This is a genomic window from Halomicrobium sp. HArcel3, from assembly GCF_058933135.1.
The window spans coordinates 605,993-626,705 of the sequence record NZ_JBZYDN010000002.1 but is presented as its reverse complement, the minus strand read 5'-3'; the positions used below and the strand labels follow the sequence as shown (position 1 = coordinate 626,705).

Here is a 20,713-nt window from a genome sequence, read left to right as displayed (position 1 = left end):
TAATAACCGAGTGACGGGATAGGCGCAGTGCTAGAGAGACAAGTGCGCGGAGAAGGACGCCTGGTAGGACATGCTGTCCTTCTCCCCCGGAGTCAATAAGCGTTGCCCAGCGAGAGTGGCGACGCGACCCCGGGCGGCGTCTCGCGTGCCGGCGTCGACGCGAACACCCCGACAGATGAGCACGCCCATGGACAACTCACACACCGACCGTGGTATCGACGTCGTCATCGACGCCTCCGCGTCTGACGACGACGAGTTTGGGACGCTGGTCCTGACCACCATCGCGGACGAGCTCGGGACCGACCCAGCCTCGTTGCCGCCGTTACGAGACAGTATCGACCCCGACGTCCTGAACAGCTTCTTCCAGGCAGGCGGTGAGTCCGCGAAGGCGCTGTCCTTCGAGTACCTCTGCTACGACGTCGTCGTCACCGACGACGGCGTCATCGAGTTGCGAACCCGAGCGTAACGACGCTGTTCTGTCGACGCTGGCACGTCACACCGCTACCCCTCCAGCGCTTCTCACCGACGCGCTCCCACCGTCGTCCATCCCCGACCACTGGCAAGTGTCTGCAGCGGAACTAACCGCCCGAAGGCATCGGCCCGATGGCGGGCCCACGACTCGACCGAGTACCGTTCACGTCGAAACGGCGACTTACCCCAAATTTCCTCACCATAACAAAACCGGCGTGACGGCATTGTCCGACAGTCATGCCAGCAGACAAGCGGTCAGACGACTCTCGGTCGCCGTCGCGCCGCTCGACCCTCCAGGCGCTCGGCACGCTCCTCGCGGCCGGCGGCGTGACGGGCGCCGTCGCCGCCCAGGAGGACGGCGGATCGTACCGGATCAGCCAGGCCGACCAGACGCTCGCCGTCGAACCCCTGACCGGCGACCGACCAGTCGAGGAACTGTACAGCTACCGGCTGCCGGACCAGTACGAGGGCGTGGGCGTCCACGACGTCGCGGGCGGCCCGTACTACGAGTCCGCCGGCACCCATAGCCTCCAGGCGGAGTCGACGACCATCACGTTCCTCTACGACGGCCCCAACGGCCTGAGCCTCGTGACCGTCCACGGCAGAGCCACGACGACGTCTGACAGTGAGTCGGCTGACGGTGAGTCGGCCGGCGATGAGTCGGCTGGCGGCGGGTCGGTGACCTGGGACGTCGCCGTCGACGCGGCGAACGCCGACTGGCTGGTCCGGGACGACCAGTACTGGGACCGCGAGACCGGCGAGCGCGCGGCCTCCAACTTCGACAACTGGGACGTCGACGGCGACCACCACCGGATCGACTGGACGTGGTCCGGCGAGGCGACCGACGGCGGCGTCCTGGGCTACCTCGACGACGCGAGCGCGCTCGTGATCGATCCCTCGTACAACGAGCAGGCGACGCTCTACGAGGAACACTACGCTGGCGACGTCACCGACTGGCAGTTCCTCAGCGGCACCGTCGACGACCCGGACCGGTTCGCGCTCGCCCTCGACGAACACCTCGGGGTCGCCGGCCCGGACGGAGACCTCTCCGGCGTCAGCGTCGACGACGAGCGGGAGGACGACGACGACGAAGCGACAGAGACGGAGTCCACGAGGACCGACACGGAGACTGAATCCCCCGAGCGGGACACGGACGAGACCGAGGAGCCGGACGAGACCGAGGAGACCGAACAGACGGAAGAATCGGAGGAAATCGAGGAAGGCGACGACGAGGAGGACGACGAAGACGACGACGAGGGCCAGGAAACAGAAGACGAACGCGACGACGAAGACGACGATGACGACGAGGAAGCCCAAGAACTTCTCGAGGAGAAACGCGAGCAGATCCAGGCGTTACGCGAAGAGATACAGGAGCGTCAGGCGGCGATCGCCGACGCGGCCGGCGATGGACCGGCGGAGCTCCGGGAGGAGATCGCGGAACTCCGCGAGCGGATCGAGGAGATACGCGAGGAACTCGAGGACGACCGCGGGAGTTTCTTCGAGCGCGACGACCGCCCAGGTCGGGGACTCGGCCGCGGTAACGGTAACGGCAACGGTGCGGGCAGGGCCGAGCAACGGGGCCCTCCGGAGCAGGCGAACGGGAACGGGCCCGGTGGCAACGGGAACGGACCAGAGAGGGGCAGATAGCCGCGTCCGTCCCGCTCAGGCGACGTCGAGCGGCCCGTCGGCGCGGTAGAGCAGGCGTATGGGGTAGCCGTCGGCGTCGGTCTGGGGCTCCGGCGGGAGCGAGTAGACGTCGCCGCTACCCGGCCACGACGAGTACGCGAGCGCCATCGCGTCGAGGACGTCTCGCACGGCGACGTCGTGGCCGGCGACCGCCTCGGCGGCGGCCTGGACGGCCGGCGGGGCGTCCCGGTCGAGCGACGCGAGCGTCCGCATCCGTTCCGCGTAGCCACCCGCCGTAGCCGGGTCACGTTCCAGCGGCGTGCCGGCGATGGCGCGGTAGCACAGCTCCGGGTTCGACTCCGCGATCACGTCGGGCGCGCTCGGGAACTCCCTCAGCACGTCCCGGAGCACCGCTATCTCGTCGCTCGTGGCGAACGCCCGCTCGGAGAGGGCCTCGCCCGTCTGGCGCTCGTGGACGCTGCTGGCGACGCCGTGGCGGCGCTTGCGGACCGCGTCGGGGACCGGCGGCGAGACGACGGCCGACGCCATCGCTCCCAGCGCGCGTCGAGCGAGGCGGTCGCACTCCCGGTCCCCGTCGTCGGGGAGGCCGATCGGCACGTCGACGAGCAACCGGTCGGCGACCTCCTGGTACCGGAGCCAGCAGTCGCCGACGCCGTCGAAGACGTCGGCGTGGTCGTAGCCATCGGCGTCGAAGGCCACAGCCAGCCACTCGTCGCCGCAGTAGTGAGCGCCTACCCACGCCGCGTCGTCGGTCATCGTGTCGACGTGGCAGCCAGCGACCAAAAACCTACGGCCCCCGGCCGATCGCCAGACGGGACCGGCCGATCCGGCGGCGAATCGGCGACGGAGGGGGCCGTATTCCGGTGATATGGGGCCGTAGTGACCACCTACCTCCGTGGTACCGCCTCTCTCGGAAGGGTTATCCGTGATGCCCTCCTCAGTTGATTCGCAATGGCAGAAGGCAAGGTTGACTTCTTCAACGACACAGGCGGTTACGGTTTCATCGATACTGAGGACGCGGACGACGACGTTTTCTTCCACATGGAAGACGTGGGCGGCCCGGATCTCGAGGAAGGGACGGAAGTCGAGTTCGACATCGAGCAGGCGGACAAGGGTCCGCGTGCCACGAACCTGACTCGACTGTAAGTCGGTGATTTCCGCAGGCGTATCGGCATAGACTGATTTTCGGATTTTTCTGACCCGCCCGAGCAGTGGCTTCGCTTCGATGTCGTACTGGATATTGTTGCTACGTTGTCTCTTCGTGACGGATAGAACTACCGTGTTGATCGGTCAGAGCTACGAATGCCACTAGAGCGCTCAACAACAGCCCGAAAGCCCCCTCCTGCTCGGGTCGGGGGGCTCGTTGCGCTCCTCGGCTTCGCCTGCGGTGCTTGTCGGGGCCACCTTCCCCGACCGGTCGGCCCCTTTCATTCCACCCACTTCGGCTGGCTCGCCAGGAGAAACGGGTGGGACTGAAAGGGGCGACTGGCTCCGGGAACCCCGGCGAAGCAAGCACCGACGCGAACGCAGTGAGCGAGGCGCGCAGAGAGCCGCGGGAGCGGAGCCAGCCGGGGCTTTCCTCTGTTTTGGGTGATTGTGGCAGTCGTAGCTCTGACTGATCAACACAGTGGTTCCACGCCGCAGTTTCTCCACTGGCCGAGACCATCCCGGAGGGCTACTCCACTGACGGTTCATAGTCCGTCGCCGAGACGTCCTCCCGCACTGCCTCGTACTGGAAGAGCACGCAGCCGGCGAGTAACAGCAGCGCACCGACCAGTGGCGGTTGCGCGAATCGAAAGATTTCCCGGGTGATAGCCGCGAGCGTCGTCGAAAGCCCTTGAGACACCGGCGCGATGGCGAGCAGCCCCTCGACGGCCGGGTAGCTGATCACGGCGGACAGGATGACCGTCCCCGCGACGAACACGCCGCGGACCCGACCGGGTTCGAGGAGATACAGCAGCGGGACGAGTGGGTAGTAGAGCAGCGAAAAGTAGAAGGGCTCCAGCGGGAGGACGAGCATGGTCGCGAGGAGCGTCGCCAGGAGGGCGACCAGGCGCCCGCGGCGGGTGGAGACGTCCCACGACGCGGCGACGACCACCGGACCGAGCAGGGCGAGCGCGGTCAGCGTGAGGAGCGTCGGGTCAGTCGCGGGGAACAGCGCGGCGAGCGGGCGGCGGACCGTGACGTACATCGTCGACGGGTCCAGCCCGCCGGCGAACTCCGCAGTGTGCGATTCTCCGGCGAGCACCTCGACGAGGTACGTCTGGAACAGCGACGGGCCGAAGGCGAGAACGCCGGCGAGGAGGAGCGCGGTGCCGGTGGCGACGGCGGCCGCGACCGCGCGCCAGGCCCGACGCTGGAGGAGCCACAGCCCAACGGCGGCGGGGAACAGCTTCACCGTCGCCGCAGCGGCGAAGGCAGCGCCGGCCCGCGACTGGCTGCCGCGGTCGAGCAGTATCCCGCCGACGGCGATCGCGAGCGCCAGCTGGAGGTTCACCTGGCCCATGACGAAGACCGAAATCGAGTGGACCGAGGCGAGGACGAAGCCAGCGACGAGCGTGCGGTCGAGGCGGGTGAGCGTGACCCCCGAGCGCTCGACGTATCGCACCAAGAGGACTGCGATGGCACCGGCCGACAGGAGGTTCAGCGCGGTCTGGAGGAGGTACGCCCCGGCATCGCTTCCGGTGAGGGCGTGCGGGACGAACGCCAGCACCACGACGGGCTGGTAGACGAACTCGTAGCCCGGGCGACCGGGCGGTGCGGCGAAGTACGGGCTCTCGCCGGCGAGCACTCGCTCGGCGGCCAGGAAGTAGACGTCCGTCGCCAGGCCGACCTGCTCGGGGCGCAACAGCGGGACGGCGACGAGGTAGGCCAGCCCGAAAAGGATGCCCGCGGCGAGTGCGGCCCGGACGGGTCGGCGATCGGTGGTCGTGGACATCTATCCGTTGTCCTCCCGTCGATGCCGGGTCACGTCAGCCTGGCGGACCGGGGAAGCGCGGGCGATCAAGATGGCTCAGCTATCGGACCAGCGCCAGATCGTTTCGGTCTCCTGGATGTCGGCAGACGCGGGGTCCCAGACCAGCCGAAGCGTGGCGTCGCTCAGGTCGAGATGTTCGTTGGCGCCAGTATTCACCGTCGTGGCATCGGCGTCTATCGTCATCGTCGCTCCGGCAGTAGTCTTCGACCCGATCTGGGCGTCGATCTGATTGCCATCTATCTCGGCTGCCGAGTTCGACCCCGAGGGATTGACCGCCACGGCACCCTGCAGCACGAAGTAGACGTTCTGCTCCTCCAGTGTGTCGCCGCCCTCGAACACGAGTTCCAGGGCCTGCCCGTCGCCGTCGGTCGTCCGGTCGTACGTGGCGGTGATAGCGGGCTGGGGCGCCACTGCCTTCGTCTCGTCTGCCATCCCGAACACCACGTAGCCCGCCGTCGCCGCGAGTATCACGGTTATCGCGACCATCAATACGACACTGATGACCGGGCTCACGCCCCTCGTTTCCCGACGAACGCGTCCTCGCACCATCTGATTGGGCTGTTCTTGTCACGTCGCTTCATAAAGGCTGACCGAGAATCGATCCGCGACAGTGTGAGGCGTGTTATCAGGCCAGCGGCAGCAAGTCTTCCGGCGGACCGCCGGGCAGCTCGTTGCGGTCGTGGGGTTTGGTGAAATCCGGGTCGGGCCCCATCGGGACGATGCGCTTGGGGCTGACGTCCGGGTGCGTGGTGTAGTAGTGCTCCGTGATGTGGTCCATGTCGACGGTGTCGGCGACGCCCTGGGTCTGGTAGAGGTCGCGCAAGTAGGGCCAGAGGTTGTCGTACTCGCGGATCAGCTGGTGGTTGCACATGAAGTGCGTGTGGTACACCTCGTCGAAGCGAACCAGCGTGGTGAACATCGCGATATCGGCCTCGGTCAGGCGGTCGCCGGCGAGGTAGCGCTGGTCTTCGAGCACCGCGTCCCAGTGGTCGAGCGCGTCGAACAGTTCGTGGACCGCCTCGTCGTAGGCCGCCTGTGAGTTCGCGAAGCCGGTGCGATAGACGCCGTTGTTGATCGGCTGGTAGATCTCTTCGATGATGCGGTCGACGTCGTCCCGGTAGCCCTCGGGGTAGAGGTCGACGTCGCGGGAGGCGACACTGTCGAACGCGGTGTCGAGCATCCGCATGATCTCCGCGGACTCGTTGTTGACGATGGTCTCTTCGTCCCTGTCCCAGAGGACCGGGACGGTGACGCGCCCGGTCATGTCGGGGTCCGCTTTCTGGTACACCTCGCGGAGGTAGTCACTCCCGTGAATGGTGTCCTCGGTGCACCCCTCCTTCTCGGGGGTGAACTGCCAGCCGTCGTCGTCGCGGTACGGGTCGACGACGTCGACGGAGATTGCCTCCTCAAGGCCCTTCAGCGCGCGCGTGACGAGCGTCCGGTGGGCCCACGGGCACGCGTAGGAGACGTAGAGGTGGTACCGGCCGGCCTCCGGCTGGAACCGGGCATCCGGGTCGTCCTCGACGAAATCCCTGAACGACGTCGTCCCCCGTTCGAACTCACCGTCCTCGTTGGTGTATTCTCCGGCGTCTGTGCGCCACTCGCCGTCGACGAGCATGTTCATGTAACTCATTAGGGACTCCGGAGGGAAAAGGAGGGTAGTAACGTGAACTTTACCTGGGCGACGTGGACGCAGCGACCGACCGGACGCGTGCGACACTGGCGCACGGGAGCGGCCCCGCTTCGAAGGGTTAATAGGCTCGCTCGGCTTCGTATTTCCCAAGAGTATCTATGTCGGACAAACCAGCCTCGATGTACCGGGAGATCGACAAGCCCGCGTACACCCGACGGGAGTACATCACGGGGATCCCCGGTTCCAAGATCGCACAGCACAAGATGGGAGACAAGGAGGCCGACGCCGAGGACTACCCGGTCCAGATCAGCCTCGTCGTCGAGGAGGAGTGTCAGCTCCGTCACGGCTCGCTCGAGGCCTCGCGCCTCTCGGCCAACCGCCACCTCATCAAGGAGTTCGGCGAGGGCAACTACAAGATGACGCTGCGAAAGTTCCCCCACCAGGTCCTGCGCGAGAACAAGCAGGCGACCGGTGCGGGTGCGGACCGTGTCTCCGACGGCATGCGCCAGGCCTTCGGGAAGATCGTCGGCACCGCCGCCCGCATCGACAAGGGCGAGCGCCTCTTCACGGCCTACTGCGAGGTCGACCAGGCCGAGGAGGTCAAGGAAGCGTTCCGCCGCGCCTACAACAAGATCACGCCCCCGTGTCGGATCAAGGTTGAACGCGGTGAGGAACTGCTGATCGCATAAGCGAATCGACGGCCACGTTCTTCCGCGCCAGCCGTGGTGTGGATTCCGGTACTTCGAGTCCGTGAGTTCGATGGCTGCAGCCCTCGAATCGAGACGAAGTATTATCCCCCTCTACCTGCTTGATCCAGTGTGCCGAATTGCAAGAACTGCGAGGCGTCCGTGACGTCGGCGTACGTGCGAGTGTTCGCACCCGAGGGAATGGACCACCCGCGCGTGTGCCCGAACTGTGAAGACAAGATCCGCGAACAGGCCGAGGTTCGGCAGAAGCGGAACTGATAGTGGTGGTTGTAATCCGTTACCGGTGATGGTCGCGACTGGGGCGACCATCCGCGGTACAAAGTTACAAACACCACTATGAGACGGCGACGCGGGCGGGCCCACGTTTGCGGTCGACGGCGGCGCGCGTCGCCGGATCCGCGGCGTGACGTTCTGATCGAGGTCAGGCAGAGAGCCACGCGTACGTCTGGACGGCGCCGAACAGGAGCGCGAACGCGGCGTTCTCGACGACCAGCAGTCCGTTGGCCGGTTGCGTCGCCCGCGCGACGACGGCGAGCACGCCGAACGCCGTCGTGAGCAACAGGTTGTACTTCGCGAACGCCAGCCAGCACTCCTGGTCGAGTTCGATCAGGCCGTCGCTTCCCATGCCGGCCGTTGGGGCTCGCGCGTGACAAGTGGTCGGGGGCACCCGCCAACCTATTTGTACGATACGTCAGTACTGGTGGCCAAATGGACTCTTCATTGACAATACACGGCGACCGATTAGCGAATCTGATCGACGGCGCCGAGTTCGCGCTGGCGGTCGTCACGGCGACCAAGCCCGACTTCTACAAGCAGGCGCCAGTGGTCGTCGCCGCCCAGAAGCGAGGGGTCCCGTGTTTCGTCATCCACACCGGCCAGCACTACGACGATTTACTCGGCCACGGCCTCGCCGAGTACGGCATCGAATCCCACGTCGCGGCCAACCTGGGAATCCGGGGCGGTCTCAGCGAGAAGACGGCACAGGTGATGCGGACCGTCGACGAGTTCACGGACTACCTCGACGAGTACCACCCAGACGTAACGGTCCTTCCGATGGTCCACGGTGACACGCATGCGGCGGGTATCGTTCCACAGGCCTGGATGTTCGCCACGAACCAGCAGGTCGCCCACAACGAGGCCGGACTGCGGGGGATGGCACCGGCGTACGACGAAATCGACGACGTCACTGACGTCGAAGCGTTCGTCGACGCCCAGTGGCACGACGAGTGGACCATCGACCGCTCAGAGCCGTTCCCGGAACAGTACGACACGTTCGTCGGCTCCGCCGCGTCGATGTACCACTTCGCGCCGGTCGAACTGAACCGCGAGCACCTGGACCGGGAGGGGTATCCGTCCGAGCGTATTCCGGTCGTCGGAAACTCCGTCGCCGACGCCATCGACATGAAGGCCGACGCCGACCTGGAGCGGAGCGTCTTCGACGTCTACCCGGTTCTGGCGGAGCGCGACGACTGGATCCGCGTCGACATCCACCGGCGGGCGAACCTGCTTCCCGGCCGGTTCAAGCCGCTCGTCCGGGCTGTGATCGAACTCGTCGAGGACGGGTACAACGTCAACTTCGTGGAACTGACGGCCTCGAAACTCGCGCTGGAGGAGTACGGACTGCGGAAGCGACTCCAGCGACTCGACGACGAACGGGAGAATTTCCTGTTCACCGGTCTCTGGAAGAAACACGCCCACGTCTACGAGTTCCTCTCCTCGGGCCAGTGTCTGGCCGAGCTGACCGACTCCGGGAGCATGCAGGAGGAACTGAACCACATCGACGAGGCGGTGTGTCTCACGGCGCGGTTCAACACCGACCGCCCGGAAACGGTCTTCGACGCGAACACGAACCTCCTCGTGCCCCCGATCTCGGCCGAGTTCGTTCACGGGATGGTCACCCACGTTGCCGAAGACGAGGGTCTCCAGGCACGGATGCGAGAGGGACCCTCCCTGTACGGGGAGGACGTCGGCGAGCAGATCGTCGACTTCCTCACCGACCGCCGTGAGGAGCCCTTCGAGTGGGCCCACGAACGGGCCGGCTTCGCCAGTGCAGCGCAGCAGGACGTCGACTATCTCTGATGGCCTTTACTCCCCATAGGCGTGCCCGTCGCTCACCGGCGGCGCGCCCATCCCGACGACGTGGACGTCCTCGCTCGCGTCGTCGGCGTTGTGCGCCCGGTGGGCGCTGCCCGGTTCGGCGACGAAGAACTGGCCTGCCGCGACGGCGTACAGGTCCTCGGGCGTTTCGATGGACAGCGTTCCTTCGACGACGTAGAACACCTCCTCCTGCTCGTCGTGGTAGTGCAGGCCGGAGAGGGGAATCTCCTCGCCGGGTTCGACGCGGTAGGTCCGCAGGCCGATGTTGTCCATCCCAGCCGCTTCGCTGACGTACTTCATCTCCGAAGGGCGGTCCGGTTCCGGTTCGAGCTCGGCCGGGTCGACGACGTGGTAGCCCATGGTCGAGGTGTCGTTTGGTGGAACTGTAAGTGTAGGTCTGAACGAGGGGAGTAGACGGGACTGATCACGTGAAGGGGATCTCGCCGTCATTCCGAGCCCACAGTGATACCGCAAACACCTCGAAAGCCCTCGGCGGGTTCTCTGGAGTGGACACCGGAACCAACAACAAAGGAAAGCCCTCGGCACGCTCGCGGTCGCTCAGCGGGATACCCTCACGTCCGTTCGGGTAGGGCCCGCTGAGCGACTGCCTTCCAGCGCGAGCGTACCTCGCCCTTTCATTCCTCCAGGCACAGCCGTCGCTCGCGCCATGAAGGCGCTCGCGATTGCGTCCGCCAAACCTCCCCGGTCGCGCCTTGCTCACGGCTGGCGCCGTTCGCAGTGAGGTGGCGCTGACGCGCCACCCTCGCGGCGCGACACGCTTCCTTCAGCAACCGCGCGGCGGTCGGCCGGGAGCGCGTTTCATCGCGCGACCAGGGGAAGGGCAGGGCTGCGGTGCTGTGCGGGCCTCGGAGGACTGAAAGGGCGAGGCGGGCTCCGGGAACCCGGGCGCCGCTAGCACCGCAGCGAAGCGAGGAGCGCAGCAAGCCCCGGGACCGGAGCCAGCCGAGGGCTTTCTAGTTGTTGTTACCATCAGTATCGGTTGCTAACGAACGGACCGAAACTGTTCCGTCATCACTCCATCCTCCACCGGTCGAAACCACTCACAGAACAGCGTCAGTTCCTAGCGCCAGTTTAAGGTCGAAAGCGACGAACCACCGAGTATGCTCAGGCTCGCCGTGGCGACGCAGGAGGAGACCTACGAGCGAATGGGCGAGCCACTCGCCGACAGGGGAATCGAGGTCGTCCCGGTCCAGCCGTCGGAGCGGACGGTCGACATCACGGACGCGCCGTTCCCCGACGTCGACGTCGGGTTCGTCTTCCCGCCGCGGATCATGGAGGGCGGCGTCGCGGACGCGCTGCTCTCGGTTCCGTGGGTCAACGACCGCGAGGCGGTGCTGCGGTCGCGGAACAAGGCCGACGTGCTCGCCCGGCTCGCGGCGGCGGACGTGCCGGTACCCGAAACTATCATGGCGTCGAACCCCGTCGACGAAAGGGAACTCGTCGACGCCTACCGACAGTTCGACGAGCCGGTCGTGGTCAAGCCCAACTCGACCACGCGGGGGACGGGCATCGCCAAGACTCACGACCTCGACTCGTTCCTCGGCGTCGTCGACTACCTCGACCTAGTCCACGACTACCGCGCCACGGCGGACCGGTCGTTCCTCGTCCAGGAGTTCCTCCCCGACGCCCGGGACGTCCGGGCGATGGTCGTCGACGGCGAGGTGGTCGGCGCGGTGGAGCGTCGCCTGCCCGACGAAGCGGTCGCCGACGGCCAGTGGAAGCACAACGTCCACCGCGGCGCCGCGGCCGAGGGCATCTCCCTCGACGGCGAGTTGCGCGAGCTGGCCGAGCGGACGGCGGAGGTCCTGGATATCGACTACCTCGGCGTCGACCTGCTCGTCACCGACGAGCGCGCCGTGGTCAACGAGACGAACGCCCGGCCGACGATCGACGCGGCGACGAAGTACGAGGACGGGTTCTGGGACCGGGTGGCCGGACTGGTTCGGGCGACGGCAGAGCCGTCGTAGCGGAAGGAACGTACAGGTCTGCGATGCCGACCATATCGTTTTAGTTCGCGTTCGCGCTCTGTTCCAACAGATAACTCCGAAAACATATACCGAGAGGTGAGCCTCACTTGCCCTAATGCGACTTCCCTCCCCCCGTTTCGCCATCGTCTGTACTCTGGCAAGTCTGGTGCTCGTTGCCGGTTGCTCGGCGCCGTTCTCTGACGACGAGACGCAGATACTGATCGAAAACGAGCGCGAGTCAGTCTATCAGGTGACTGCCTTCCAAGGTGCACACGAGAGTCAAAATGAACTCACGTTCGATGTCATCACCCAGGACGGAGAACGACGGCACATGGGCTACACGGAGTTACAAGACCGAGCGAACTACACCAACGTCACCCTCAGTGAGGCGGAGCGCTCGGTACGAGTGCCGACGATAGCAGACGAGAACAGCACACAGTTCGTGGACGACTGGAACGACAGTCAGACGACCGTCTATGTCGTCGAAACGTACGAGAACGAGCTAGTGGACATCCATGTAATGCAGTGCGCTCGAAATATGGCTCTCAAGTTCACAACCGATTCGAACGGGTCATTCACCACCGTCTCGCGCTGCGCTAAGAGCGTTCATTGACTATTGTTCAGTGCGTAACCGGTGACCGTTGCGCGCGTTCCGTTTGTAGAATGTTCGAAAGCTAGGAACGACAAATTTGTCGAAACTGTCAGAACGTATGCCGACGACTCACCGCTCCCGCCACGCCGCCGCCAGGAAGAGAAAGCCGAAGATGCCGGCGAGGGCGGCGAACCACGCTCGGAACCCCGTGGGAACGGCGTCGAGTGTCCAGAGCGCGGCCCCGACGCCGAACGTACCTAGCCCGAAGACCACGAGCACGGCCGCCACGGTCGGGTTGGTGTCGCGCTCGCGCTCCGGGGCCGGGACGTCGATGGCATCCTCGAACACCGGCGCTGCGGCCTCGGCGACCCGTGGCGGGACCGTCAGGAGGTGGGGTCGCGGCCCGCTACTACCCCTGGCGTAGGACGGCCACAGGACCACGACCGGGCCGACGCGAAACTGGCGCAGGTTCGTCCAGCCGGCGAGGTCGACGGTCCGCGTCGCGCTCCGGTCGTCCCAGTGGTTCTGTCGGATAGTGAGCGTCCGGTCGTCGGGATCGATCCGGCCCGCGGTGAGGGAGAGGCTCATCCCGAGACCCCCGACGAGCACACCGACGGCCAGCACGGGAATCGGCCCGAGTTCGAAGGCCAGGATCGCGGCGACGTGGACGACCGCGCCGAGGACGGCGGCGGCCGCGACGTGCGACCTGGGGAGCTGTCCGATTTCCGTGACCGGTCCGAGCCCCGCCCGCTGCTCCGGGTCGGTCAGCAACGGCCAGAGGTACAGCAGCGACATCGGCCCGCCGACGAGCGCGAACAGGGCGACCAGGGCGAGCGCGGCCGGGTTCGCCAGTAGCGAGCCGACCATGAAGGGGAGCATGACGAGGAGCGCCGTGGCGAGGATGACCGGGAGGCCCAGAAGCACTCCGAAGAAGACGTACGCGAACAGCCGCGCCCCGCGACTGTCTTCGAACGATCGCTCCCACTCGATCGGTTCCATCGGTCGCGCTTCGAAAGCAACTGTCAAGTAACTACGCGGTTCGACAGGTGGCGTCGCGCGAACCCGGACCGCTCACTGGCTGGGCAACAGTTCGACCGCGTCGGCTTCGAAGTCCTCGACGAAGGCGCCCTGGCCGCCGACGCTGAAGGTGCCCTCGTCGGTCTCGACGAAGAGCGTGTTCTCGACGGGGAAGTCGTTGGTCGCGGGTTCGAGCAGCCCCTGTCGAATCTCGACGACCTGGCCCTCCAGTTCCGCGACGTCGAGGTCGTCGCTGACCGACCGGCCCGTGACGCGGGCACGGACCTCGTCGTTGGCCCGGAGGTGCAGCGTCGCCTCCAGCACCGCGTGGCGGAAGTCCTGGAACGTGGCGGGGAGGCCGGTCGGGTCGGCAGTGTACACCTCCGTCGACATCGGGAGGTAGTTGCCCAGGAAGGAGCCGACGATGACCGGGCCGAGTTGTGCCTGGGCGAAGACGATGGCCTGGGCGGTGCTGTCGGACCGGGAGAGCATCTCGCCGGGGGCGACGATGCCCGCCTGCTGGTCGACGGTGAGCATCGTCGGCATCGGCTGCTCCCAGGCGCGGGCGACCGACGCCAGCCCGTCGAGTGCCAGGTCCGCCGCCGGGTCGACGTCGGTGACGATCAGGACGACCAGCACGCCCCGGTCGACGGCGGCGCGCAACTCGTCTGCCACCTCGTCGAGCAGCCGGTACGGGATGGCCAGCGTCACCTCCACCTCGGCGCGGTCGACCAGTTCCGCGACGCGCTTGAGCACGGTGACGCGCGATTTGACCACCTCGAAGCTCTCCGACCGCGGCGCCGTCCGGGAGAAGCGCGACTCCAGGGCCGGCCGCATCTCCTGGAGGTCCCCCGTCAGCGCCTCGACGACGTCCTCGGGCTGGTTGGCCCGGATGGTCGTCGGCACGGCGTGGTCGTTGACCTCGACGAATCCCCGGTCTTCGAGCGTCTCGGCGATGCTGTACACGTAGCGCTTCGACACCCCCGCGTCGTCGGCGATGGTGCTCGCCTTCGCCTCCCCCAGTGCCAGTATCGTGAGATACGTGTCCACTTCCTTGTCCGAGAACCCGAACCGCTGGAGCAGGTCCTCGAGCGACGCGTCGTCCATGGCGAGTAGTTGTACGAGGCGGCTACTTACATGACTCGGTGGATTCGCCTGGAAAGTCGGTCGGTGGGACAGGCGACGACGTGACTGGCAAGAACAACCAGAAAGCCCCCGGTCGCTCGACTCGGGGAACCCGGACTGCGCGCTTCGGCCTGCGGCCTCCAGTGCTTGTCGGGTCCGCCGTCGTCGACCGCCCGGCCCCTTTCATTCCCACCCGGTGATGGTGTAGCGGGCTGATCCACGGCGGCCGGCTCCCCACCGACTCGGCTCGTTCGTCAGTCCACGCGTCGGACGACGACGGCGTCCGCGACGCTGAGCGAGTCGCCATCCGCGACGTCGGTTTCGGAGAGCAGGTCCGTGTCCGTGACGGCGACGGCAGGCGCAACCGTCGCGGGTTCGTCGCCGAAGTTCAGGACGACAACGAGTCGCTCACCGTCGCTGGCTCGCTCGTAGGCGACGACGCGGTCGGGGTCGCCGGCCGTCACGTCGACGTCGACTGGGTCCACGCCGTCGGCGCGGAGCGCGGGGTGGTCGTCGCGGAGCGAGACGAGGCGGCGGTGGAAGTCGGTCAGTTCCTGGTCGCCGTCGTACCACTTCATGGTGCCGCGGGAGTCCTTGACGCCGCGTTCCTGGCCGTAGTAGATCATCGGGACGCCGGGGAGGGTGAACGTCGCGGCGGCCGCGGCGGGGAGCGCCGCTCTGCCGCACTCGTCGAGGTAGCGGTCCTCGTCGTGGTTCTCGACGTAGCGCATGTGGACCGCCTCGTCAGGGTAGCCGTGGCGCTGGGTATCGGTCAGCGCGTCGAAGATGGCGTCGGCCGATGCCTCGCCGGTTCCGATGTCGCGCAGGGCTAAGTAGAGGTCGGCGTCGTAGTGGAAGTCGAACTCGTTCTCGTGGAAGGCAGCGTCGCGCTTGGGGACCGTCTCGTCCAGCAGGAGAAAGTCGTCGTCCTCGGATTTCACGCGCTCGCGGACCTCCTTCCAGAAGCCGTGCGGGACGCCCCAGGCGACGTCGCAGCGGAACCCGTCGACGACGGGCGCCCACTCGGCGACCACGTCGAGCATCCACTCGCGGACGGCCAGCGAGTCGAAGTTCACGTTGGGAATCCTGGTCCAGGTGAAGTAGTGGCCCGGCGCGTCGTCACCCGCCCAGTCCACGTCGGAGGTGTCCTGTTCGGCCGGGATGCGCTCGTAGTGGTCGGCGTACTCGGGGACGCCGGCCCGGTGGAGCTGGAAGGCGGGGTGGTCCCGCGAGGTGTGGTTGATCACCAGGTCGAAGACGACGCGGATGCCGGCCGCGTGGAGGCGGTCGACGAGGGATTCGAACGCGGCGCGGGTCCCGAGGTCGTCGGCGGTGTCGAACATATCCGTGATGTGGTAACCATGACGGGTGGGGCTCTCCAGGACCGGCGTCAGCCACACGACGTCGATACCGAGGTGTTCGAGGTACGGGACGCGGCGCTCGATCTCCTCGAAGGTGGTGTCGACTGTCTCGCCGGCGAACTCGCGGACGAATATCTCGTACATCGACGCGTCACGGAGCCACGTCGGCGGGTCGGCGGGCCGGTCGACGGTGACGGTCTCAGCGTCTACCGAGAGTTCGAGTGTGTCGGCGACGCTGTGCTGTTCGGCCACGGCGACGGCGTGCACCCGGGCCAGTTCGGGGAGCGCGTCGACGGGGACTCGCAGTTCGTCGCCGTCGACGACGACGTCGTCCTCGCTCACTTCGTCGCGGCCGTCGAGGTGGAACTCGACGTCGGGGTCGCTCCCGTCCGGGGCGGCGGTCGCGGTGGCGGTCACGACGACCTCGTCGCCGTCGCGTCGCCCGTCGAGTCGGACTCTCGGTCGGCCCGACCCCTCGACGGTCACCTCGGAACTGGCGAACGGGTCGAACGCGTCGTCGAAGGCGAAGAGGCCCTCGTGGTCGCCCGGCGGCAGTTCGACGTCGAGGACCCACGCGCCGTCGTCGAACCGCGCGCGGTCGACGCCCATCGTGAAGTCGTTGAACTGGCCGATGACGCTCGCCGTCTCGGCGGCGGAGACGTCCCCGTCGACGTCGGCCGGGTCCACGCGGAACCGGGCGGGTTTCCGGGGGTCCGGGAACGCGCGGACCGTCTGGTCGTGGGTCCCGTCCGGGGCGTCGAGTTCGAGGCGATAGGTGCCCGGGACGTCGGGCGCCAGGTGGACGACGGCGCCGTCACCGACGGTCGCGTCGCTGTCGGCGGGCGCGTCGCGGAGTCGCCAGGCGAAGGATGCGTCCGGATCCGGTGCGCGGGGAGCGAGTGCCACCGACTCGCCGACGTGGACGAACCGGGGTGGGCCTGGGTGGTGCATATCCCCAGGGAGCGCCGGGCGTCGCTTGGCTGTTACGGTCTCGGAAAATTTGTGAAATAGAATTACACCAAAGTTATTACACAGCCGTTCGGATAGAGAGGCAATGAACCTACGGGACGCGCTGAACGACTACAAGCGCCATCGGGGAGCCGACTCCCGGTTCCCCGGCGAACGACGCACGACGGCCGGGCTGTTCTCCGGCCGCGACGGCCGGCTCGTCCACGTCGACGCGGACGGCGCCGTCCGGGACTTCAGCTACCCGCTCGTCGGGTTGACCGGCGTCGCCCGCTCCCGCTTCGGCGTCAGGCCCGCCGGCGAATCTACCGCAGAGACGGCGTGGTTCGACGCCGCCGCGAGCGAGCAGCGCTACCACGGCGACACGACGCTGGTCGTCACCGACCACGAGACGCCCTTCGGCACCGTCAGCCAGTACGACCTGACGCTCGACGACCGCCACGTCACGCACGTCGACGCCAGCGCGGCGTCGGAACCGCTCGACGTCGTCGCCTGCGTCGGCTTCGCGCCGGACGGCCGCGAGGACCGCGTCGCCCAGCTCCACCACGGCGACGCCGTGGAGGTGTACCACGCCGGCGAGACGGACTACCTCGCCAGCGCGACGGGGTTCGAGACGGTCCGGGGCGACGCGTTCGAGGGGTTCGAGTCGCTGCTCGACGACGAGGCCACCGACTACCCGCGCGAGGGGCCGGAGAACCCCTACGACGAGGACCTGCTCAGCGGCGACGTCATCGGCGTCGCGCCCACCGAGGACGGCACCGCGACGGTGGCGACGCTGCTCACGACCCGGAGCGAGTCGTCCCGCGGCGACGCCCTCGACCGGGTCCGGGCCGCCGCCAGCGAGTACGACCGGGACGCCCTCGAACGCGTGGCGAGCGCCCAGGTCGGCGTGACCGTCGCCGACGACCTCCCCCACGCCGACGCCGTCGCGACCGACCTCCGCGTCGTCTCCGTGCTCACCGGCGCAAGCGGCCTCCGCATCGCGGCGCCGGACTTCGACCCCTTCTACGCCTACTCCGGCGGGTACGGCTACTCCTGGTTCCGCGACGACTCGGAGATCTCGCGGTTCCTGCTGGAGGCCGACGAACACTTCGACCTGGGTATCGACGACTGGCACGACCGGAGCGCGGCGGCCTACCGCGACACCCAGCTCGAGGACGGCTCCTGGCCCCACCGCGTCTGGGCCTTCGACGGGGCGCTGGCGCCGGGGTGGGCCAACGGCCGGCTGGAGGCGGGCGACGACGTCAACTACCAGGCCGACCAGACGGGCAGCGTCGCGGCGTTCCTCGCCCGCGCCGGGGGCGACGACCGCGAGTTGCTGGGGCGGGCCCTCGACGCCCTCGACGCGTCGCTGGCCGACGACGGCCGGCCAGTCACCTGCCAGAACGCCTGGGAGGACATGGTCGGCCGGTTCACCCACACCGCGGCGACGTTCCTGGAGGCCTACGCGACGCTGGCGGCGACGGACGTCGACGGCGTCAGCGACCGGGCCGCCGGGCGCGCCGACGAGGTGTACGAGGCGCTGGACGACCTCTGGGTCCCCGAACGTGGGATGTATGCACTCCGCGAGTACGGTCCCGAGAGCGACGAGACCGGACTGGACACGCGGGCCGACTCCGGAACGCTCGCGCTGGTCAACGCCCACCGCGCCTACGCCGAGGTGGGTGACGTCGATGACGAGCGCGTGGACAGGCTGGTCTCCCACGTCGAGAACGTCGTCGAGTCGCTGTATCACGAGACCGACGACGTCGCCGGCCTGGTTCGCTACGAGGGAGACGCCTGGCGCCAGCGCGACCAGGGTCGCGAGAAGATCTGGACGGTCTCGACCGCGTGGGGCGCCCACGCCGCGGCGACGACAGCCGCGCTGCTCGCGGACCGCGACGACGAGCGGGCAGAGGAAATAGCGGGGACGGCTCGCGACGTGCTGGCGCTCGTGCTCCCCGGCGGCGCGCTCTGTGAGCCGACGGGCTACCTGCCCGAGCAGGTGTTCGACGACGGCACCCCCGACAGCGCCACGCCGCTGGGGTGGCCCCACGCGCTCCGGCTGGCGACGGTGGCGCTGATGGACGAGTACGACCTGCTCGAACCAGAGGCAGTGGCGGCCGACGACTAGCTTCGGTCGCGCCTCGTCGTCTAACGAAACAAGAAGGGGTACGAACGAAGTACCTGTCCAGCGACAGAAGACGCTTCATCGCGTGAACAAGCACGACGGAGTGACCACTATGCTCGGAGTACGGCTTTGTACGTTCCAGACGAACGTATCGAACTGCCTCTCACGGGAAACGCGAGGAAAGAGGGCCGCGCGGAGAGGCGGAGCCACCCATGGTATCAGCGCAAACACAGCGAGAGATGGAGGAGTATCTGGGACAGGTCCCCGACTGGATGGGGATCGTCGCAGAACCGGCCGGCGACCACAGCTGGGGGATCTTTCGGGACCTTCTCCTCGGCGACACCGAACTCACTGGCCGGGAGAAAGCACTCGTGGGAGTCGGCGCAGCAGCCGTCCTGAAGTGTCCCTACTGCACCTACTTCCACAAGGAAGAAGCACGGCTGGCGGAGGTGAGTGACGACGAGATCAAAGAGGCGGTGAACGTCGCCGGGTCGACGTCGTACTTCTCGACGATGCTCCACGGCAACGAGGTCGACCACGACGACTTCGTCACGGAGACCGACGAGATCGTTGCCCACATCAGGGGCCAGGCGTCGACGCCAGCGGACGACTAACGACTCCCCTTTTTCGTGATGTCCACCGATCGGTTCCCATCCCTGATCGAGTAGCGCCTCAGGCAACCGCGACCGCGTCTCGCTCTTCTTCCTCCTCCTCGAACAGCAACGAGTCGCCGGTCTCGGCGTCGAAGACGTGCACGGCAGCCTCGTCGAACGCGACCGTCACGGTGTCGCCCCACGAGGGTTCGACGTCCGACGCGACGCGGGCGACGAACTCCTCGGTGCCGAGGTCCAGGTAGAGGTAGTTGTCGCTGCCGATAGGCTCGACGACCTCGACGACGGCCTCGTTCGTGTTGTCGCCTGCCTCGCCAGTCCCGACGGTGACGTTCTCGGGTCGGACGCCGAGCCTGACGGACTGGGCGCCGCTGTCGGCGATCCGTCGGGCTCGCTCGCCGCGGAGCGTGTAGGAGAAGTCGTCGCCGGTGAGCGTCACGGCGTCGCCGTCACTCGCGACGGAGACGTCGAGGTCCATGAAGTTCATCGCGGGGGAGCCGACGAAGCCGCCGACGAACTCGTTGCGTGGGTTCTCGTAGACGTCTTTCGGCCGGCCGGTCTGCTGGAGCTGTCCGTCGTCGAGGATGGCCAGCCGGTCGCCCATCGTCATCGCCTCCTCCTGGTCGTGGGTGACGTAGATGGCGGTGATGTCCAGTTCCTCCTGCAGGCGCTGGATCTCGGTCCGCATCGACGTCCGGAGCTTCGCGTCGAGGTTCGAGAGGGGTTCGTCGAAGAGGAAGACGTCGGGTTCGCGGACGATGGCGCGCCCGAGGGCGACGCGCTGTTTCTGCCCGCCGGAGAGTTCGCTGGGCTTGTCGTCGAGCAGGTCCGCGATGCCCATCATCTCGGCCGTCTCTTCGACCTTCGCCTGGCGCTCGTCCTTCGAGAGGTCCGTGCTCATCCGGAGGCCGAAGGCCATGTTCTGGTGGACGGTCTTGTGGGGGTAGAGCGCGTAGTTCTGGAACACCATCGCGACGTCGCGCTTGCGCGCGTGGACGTCCGTCACGTCCTCGCCGTCGATAGCGATGCGACCGGATGTGGGTTGTTCCAGACCGGCGAGCATCCGCAGCGTCGTCGACTTCCCACAGCCCGAGGGGCCGACGACGGTGACGAACTCGCCGTCGGTCACGTCCAGCGAGACGTCGTCGACGGCGAGGATACGCCCGCTGTCGAACTCCTTCGTGAGGTGGTCGAGCGTGACTGTTGCCATGTGGTCGAGTGTCGGTCTAGCCCACCATAGGTCTTTCTCAAATCTCGTAATTTGTGATGTACAATTTCGTAGCACTTTTTACTCCGGGGCGTGTGGTACCGAGTGGCGGTCCGGATGCGCTGCCAGGTCCACCCCGTCACTTTTCGGTCGGAGAGCGCCGCTGCACCCGGGAAATGTGATGAACGTTCGTGAGTTTTCCGA

At 67.0% G+C, this 20,713-nt stretch carries 20 protein-coding genes; 10 read left to right on the top strand and 10 right to left on the bottom strand.

Annotated features, from left to right (window positions below; all coding sequences use genetic code 11):
* Nucleotides 1-187 precede the first annotated feature (187 nt).
* Nucleotides 188-466: a HalOD1 output domain-containing protein gene (locus AC5FRV_RS08925; protein ID WP_493560734.1), complete on the top strand. Its 279-nt coding sequence runs from the start codon at nucleotides 188-190 to the stop codon at nucleotides 464-466.
* A 242-nt stretch (nucleotides 467-708) separates the two neighbouring features.
* Nucleotides 709-2,118 (top strand): hypothetical protein, encoded by a 1,410-nt coding sequence (locus AC5FRV_RS08920; protein ID WP_493560733.1) that lies wholly within the window; start codon nucleotides 709-711, stop codon nucleotides 2,116-2,118.
* A gap of 15 nt (nucleotides 2,119-2,133) precedes the next feature.
* Here AC5FRV_RS08920 and AC5FRV_RS08915 read toward each other — a convergent pair whose 3' ends face one another.
* Nucleotides 2,134-2,874 (bottom strand): DUF429 domain-containing protein, encoded by a 741-nt coding sequence (locus tag AC5FRV_RS08915; protein ID WP_493560732.1) that lies wholly within the window; start codon nucleotides 2,872-2,874, stop codon nucleotides 2,134-2,136.
* A gap of 195 nt (nucleotides 2,875-3,069) precedes the next feature.
* On the opposite strand from AC5FRV_RS08915, the gene AC5FRV_RS08910 reads away from it, so the two are divergent.
* Entirely contained in the window at nucleotides 3,070-3,264 is a 195-nt protein-coding gene (locus AC5FRV_RS08910) for a cold-shock protein (RefSeq protein WP_089815765.1), read from the top strand.
* 529 nt (nucleotides 3,265-3,793) lie between these two features.
* On the opposite strand, the gene AC5FRV_RS08905 is transcribed toward AC5FRV_RS08910, so the two are convergent.
* The 3 genes from AC5FRV_RS08905 to AC5FRV_RS08895 all read right to left on the bottom strand — a co-directional run bounded on the left by AC5FRV_RS08905 (nucleotide 3,794) and on the right by AC5FRV_RS08895 (nucleotide 6,719).
* On the bottom strand, nucleotides 3,794-5,056 hold the full coding sequence (locus AC5FRV_RS08905) for a glycosyltransferase family 87 protein (RefSeq protein WP_493560731.1): 1,263 nt from the start codon (nucleotides 5,054-5,056) through the stop codon (nucleotides 3,794-3,796).
* Between the two features lie 75 nt (nucleotides 5,057-5,131).
* The gene (locus tag AC5FRV_RS08900; protein WP_493560730.1) at nucleotides 5,132-5,644 is read right to left on the bottom strand and encodes an archaellin/type IV pilin N-terminal domain-containing protein; all 513 of its coding nucleotides are present in this window, start codon (nucleotides 5,642-5,644) and stop codon (nucleotides 5,132-5,134) included.
* 76 nt (nucleotides 5,645-5,720) lie between these two features.
* On the bottom strand, nucleotides 5,721-6,719 hold the full coding sequence (locus tag AC5FRV_RS08895) for a glutathione S-transferase family protein (RefSeq protein ID WP_493560876.1): 999 nt from the start codon (nucleotides 6,717-6,719) through the stop codon (nucleotides 5,721-5,723).
* A gap of 167 nt (nucleotides 6,720-6,886) precedes the next feature.
* Between AC5FRV_RS08895 and AC5FRV_RS08890 the strand changes: the two genes are divergently transcribed.
* Both AC5FRV_RS08890 and AC5FRV_RS08885 read left to right on the top strand, forming a co-directional pair.
* Nucleotides 6,887-7,417, top strand: a complete 531-nt coding sequence (locus tag AC5FRV_RS08890; protein ID WP_493560729.1) for a 50S ribosomal protein L16 — start codon at nucleotides 6,887-6,889, stop codon at nucleotides 7,415-7,417.
* Between the two features lie 129 nt (nucleotides 7,418-7,546).
* Nucleotides 7,547-7,693, top strand: a complete 147-nt coding sequence (locus tag AC5FRV_RS08885) for a DUF7563 family protein (protein WP_449271694.1) — start codon at nucleotides 7,547-7,549, stop codon at nucleotides 7,691-7,693.
* 163 nt (nucleotides 7,694-7,856) lie between these two features.
* Here AC5FRV_RS08885 and AC5FRV_RS08880 read toward each other — a convergent pair whose 3' ends face one another.
* The gene (locus AC5FRV_RS08880; RefSeq protein WP_089815751.1) at nucleotides 7,857-8,060 is read right to left on the bottom strand and encodes a hypothetical protein; all 204 of its coding nucleotides are present in this window, start codon (nucleotides 8,058-8,060) and stop codon (nucleotides 7,857-7,859) included.
* Nucleotides 8,061-8,143: 83 nt separating this feature from the next.
* On the opposite strand from AC5FRV_RS08880, the gene AC5FRV_RS08875 reads away from it, so the two are divergent.
* A complete protein-coding gene (locus AC5FRV_RS08875; protein ID WP_493560728.1) occupies nucleotides 8,144-9,514 on the top strand; it encodes a UDP-N-acetyl glucosamine 2-epimerase in 1,371 nt (456 codons plus the stop codon).
* Nucleotides 9,515-9,520: 6 nt separating this feature from the next.
* Here the strand turns inward: AC5FRV_RS08875 and AC5FRV_RS08870 are convergent, their stop codons facing one another.
* Nucleotides 9,521-9,892, bottom strand: coding sequence for a cupin domain-containing protein (locus tag AC5FRV_RS08870; RefSeq protein WP_493560727.1), 372 nt, complete (start codon nucleotides 9,890-9,892; stop codon nucleotides 9,521-9,523).
* Nucleotides 9,893-10,653: 761 nt separating this feature from the next.
* Here AC5FRV_RS08870 and AC5FRV_RS08865 point away from each other — a divergent pair.
* A complete protein-coding gene (locus AC5FRV_RS08865) occupies nucleotides 10,654-11,520 on the top strand; it encodes an ATP-grasp domain-containing protein (RefSeq protein WP_493560726.1) in 867 nt (288 codons plus the stop codon).
* Between the two features lie 115 nt (nucleotides 11,521-11,635).
* Nucleotides 11,636-12,133 carry a hypothetical protein gene (locus tag AC5FRV_RS08860; RefSeq protein WP_493560725.1) on the top strand — a complete coding sequence of 166 codons (498 nt, stop codon included), beginning with the start codon at nucleotides 11,636-11,638 and terminating at the stop codon, nucleotides 12,131-12,133.
* A 108-nt stretch (nucleotides 12,134-12,241) separates the two neighbouring features.
* On the opposite strand, the gene AC5FRV_RS08855 is transcribed toward AC5FRV_RS08860, so the two are convergent.
* The 3 genes from AC5FRV_RS08855 to AC5FRV_RS08845 form a co-directional block, all read right to left on the bottom strand.
* Entirely contained in the window at nucleotides 12,242-13,111 is an 870-nt protein-coding gene (locus AC5FRV_RS08855; RefSeq protein WP_493560724.1) for a hypothetical protein, read from the bottom strand.
* Between the two features lie 72 nt (nucleotides 13,112-13,183).
* The gene (locus AC5FRV_RS08850; RefSeq protein WP_493560723.1) at nucleotides 13,184-14,236 is read right to left on the bottom strand and encodes a TrmB family transcriptional regulator; all 1,053 of its coding nucleotides are present in this window, start codon (nucleotides 14,234-14,236) and stop codon (nucleotides 13,184-13,186) included.
* A gap of 272 nt (nucleotides 14,237-14,508) precedes the next feature.
* On the bottom strand, nucleotides 14,509-16,566 hold the full coding sequence (locus AC5FRV_RS08845) for an alpha-amylase family glycosyl hydrolase (RefSeq protein ID WP_493560722.1): 2,058 nt from the start codon (nucleotides 16,564-16,566) through the stop codon (nucleotides 14,509-14,511).
* Between the two features lie 103 nt (nucleotides 16,567-16,669).
* Between AC5FRV_RS08845 and AC5FRV_RS08840 the strand changes: the two genes are divergently transcribed.
* Both AC5FRV_RS08840 and AC5FRV_RS08835 read left to right on the top strand, forming a co-directional pair.
* The gene (locus AC5FRV_RS08840) at nucleotides 16,670-18,694 is read left to right on the top strand and encodes a DUF7997 domain-containing protein (RefSeq protein WP_493560721.1); all 2,025 of its coding nucleotides are present in this window, start codon (nucleotides 16,670-16,672) and stop codon (nucleotides 18,692-18,694) included.
* 209 nt (nucleotides 18,695-18,903) lie between these two features.
* The gene (locus AC5FRV_RS08835) at nucleotides 18,904-19,305 is read left to right on the top strand and encodes a carboxymuconolactone decarboxylase family protein (RefSeq protein ID WP_493560720.1); all 402 of its coding nucleotides are present in this window, start codon (nucleotides 18,904-18,906) and stop codon (nucleotides 19,303-19,305) included.
* 58 nt (nucleotides 19,306-19,363) lie between these two features.
* Here the strand turns inward: AC5FRV_RS08835 and AC5FRV_RS08830 are convergent, their stop codons facing one another.
* Nucleotides 19,364-20,512: an ABC transporter ATP-binding protein gene (locus AC5FRV_RS08830; protein ID WP_493560719.1), complete on the bottom strand. Its 1,149-nt coding sequence runs from the start codon at nucleotides 20,510-20,512 to the stop codon at nucleotides 19,364-19,366.
* Nucleotides 20,513-20,713: the final 201 nt, after the last annotated feature.

What these genes read in the sequence shown, in the direction of transcription:
- AC5FRV_RS08870 (WP_493560727.1), bottom strand. Translation starts at nt 9,892, where the DNA reads ATGGGCTACCACGTCGTCGACCCGGCCGAGCTCGAACCGGAACCGGAC.
- AC5FRV_RS08865 (WP_493560726.1), top strand. Translation starts at nt 10,654, where the DNA reads ATGCTCAGGCTCGCCGTGGCGACGCAGGAGGAGACCTACGAGCGAATG.
- AC5FRV_RS08905 (WP_493560731.1), bottom strand. Translation starts at nt 5,056, where the DNA reads ATGTCCACGACCACCGATCGCCGACCCGTCCGGGCCGCACTCGCCGCG.
- AC5FRV_RS08855 (WP_493560724.1), bottom strand. Translation starts at nt 13,111, where the DNA reads ATGGAACCGATCGAGTGGGAGCGATCGTTCGAAGACAGTCGCGGGGCG.
- AC5FRV_RS08920 (WP_493560733.1), top strand. Translation starts at nt 709, where the DNA reads ATGCCAGCAGACAAGCGGTCAGACGACTCTCGGTCGCCGTCGCGCCGC.
- AC5FRV_RS08915 (WP_493560732.1), bottom strand. Translation starts at nt 2,874, where the DNA reads ATGACCGACGACGCGGCGTGGGTAGGCGCTCACTACTGCGGCGACGAG.
- AC5FRV_RS08925 (WP_493560734.1), top strand. Translation starts at nt 188, where the DNA reads ATGGACAACTCACACACCGACCGTGGTATCGACGTCGTCATCGACGCC.
- AC5FRV_RS08850 (WP_493560723.1), bottom strand. Translation starts at nt 14,236, where the DNA reads ATGGACGACGCGTCGCTCGAGGACCTGCTCCAGCGGTTCGGGTTCTCG.
- AC5FRV_RS08835 (WP_493560720.1), top strand. Translation starts at nt 18,904, where the DNA reads ATGGTATCAGCGCAAACACAGCGAGAGATGGAGGAGTATCTGGGACAG.
- AC5FRV_RS08875 (WP_493560728.1), top strand. Translation starts at nt 8,144, where the DNA reads ATGGACTCTTCATTGACAATACACGGCGACCGATTAGCGAATCTGATC.
- AC5FRV_RS08880 (WP_089815751.1), bottom strand. Translation starts at nt 8,060, where the DNA reads ATGGGAAGCGACGGCCTGATCGAACTCGACCAGGAGTGCTGGCTGGCG.
- AC5FRV_RS08840 (WP_493560721.1), top strand. Translation starts at nt 16,670, where the DNA reads ATGAACCTACGGGACGCGCTGAACGACTACAAGCGCCATCGGGGAGCC.
- AC5FRV_RS08845 (WP_493560722.1), bottom strand. Translation starts at nt 16,566, where the DNA reads ATGCACCACCCAGGCCCACCCCGGTTCGTCCACGTCGGCGAGTCGGTG.
- AC5FRV_RS08895 (WP_493560876.1), bottom strand. Translation starts at nt 6,719, where the DNA reads ATGAACATGCTCGTCGACGGCGAGTGGCGCACAGACGCCGGAGAATAC.
- AC5FRV_RS08910 (WP_089815765.1), top strand. Translation starts at nt 3,070, where the DNA reads ATGGCAGAAGGCAAGGTTGACTTCTTCAACGACACAGGCGGTTACGGT.
- AC5FRV_RS08900 (WP_493560730.1), bottom strand. Translation starts at nt 5,644, where the DNA reads ATGGTGCGAGGACGCGTTCGTCGGGAAACGAGGGGCGTGAGCCCGGTC.
- AC5FRV_RS08860 (WP_493560725.1), top strand. Translation starts at nt 11,636, where the DNA reads ATGCGACTTCCCTCCCCCCGTTTCGCCATCGTCTGTACTCTGGCAAGT.
- AC5FRV_RS08830 (WP_493560719.1), bottom strand. Translation starts at nt 20,512, where the DNA reads ATGGCAACAGTCACGCTCGACCACCTCACGAAGGAGTTCGACAGCGGG.
- AC5FRV_RS08890 (WP_493560729.1), top strand. Translation starts at nt 6,887, where the DNA reads ATGTCGGACAAACCAGCCTCGATGTACCGGGAGATCGACAAGCCCGCG.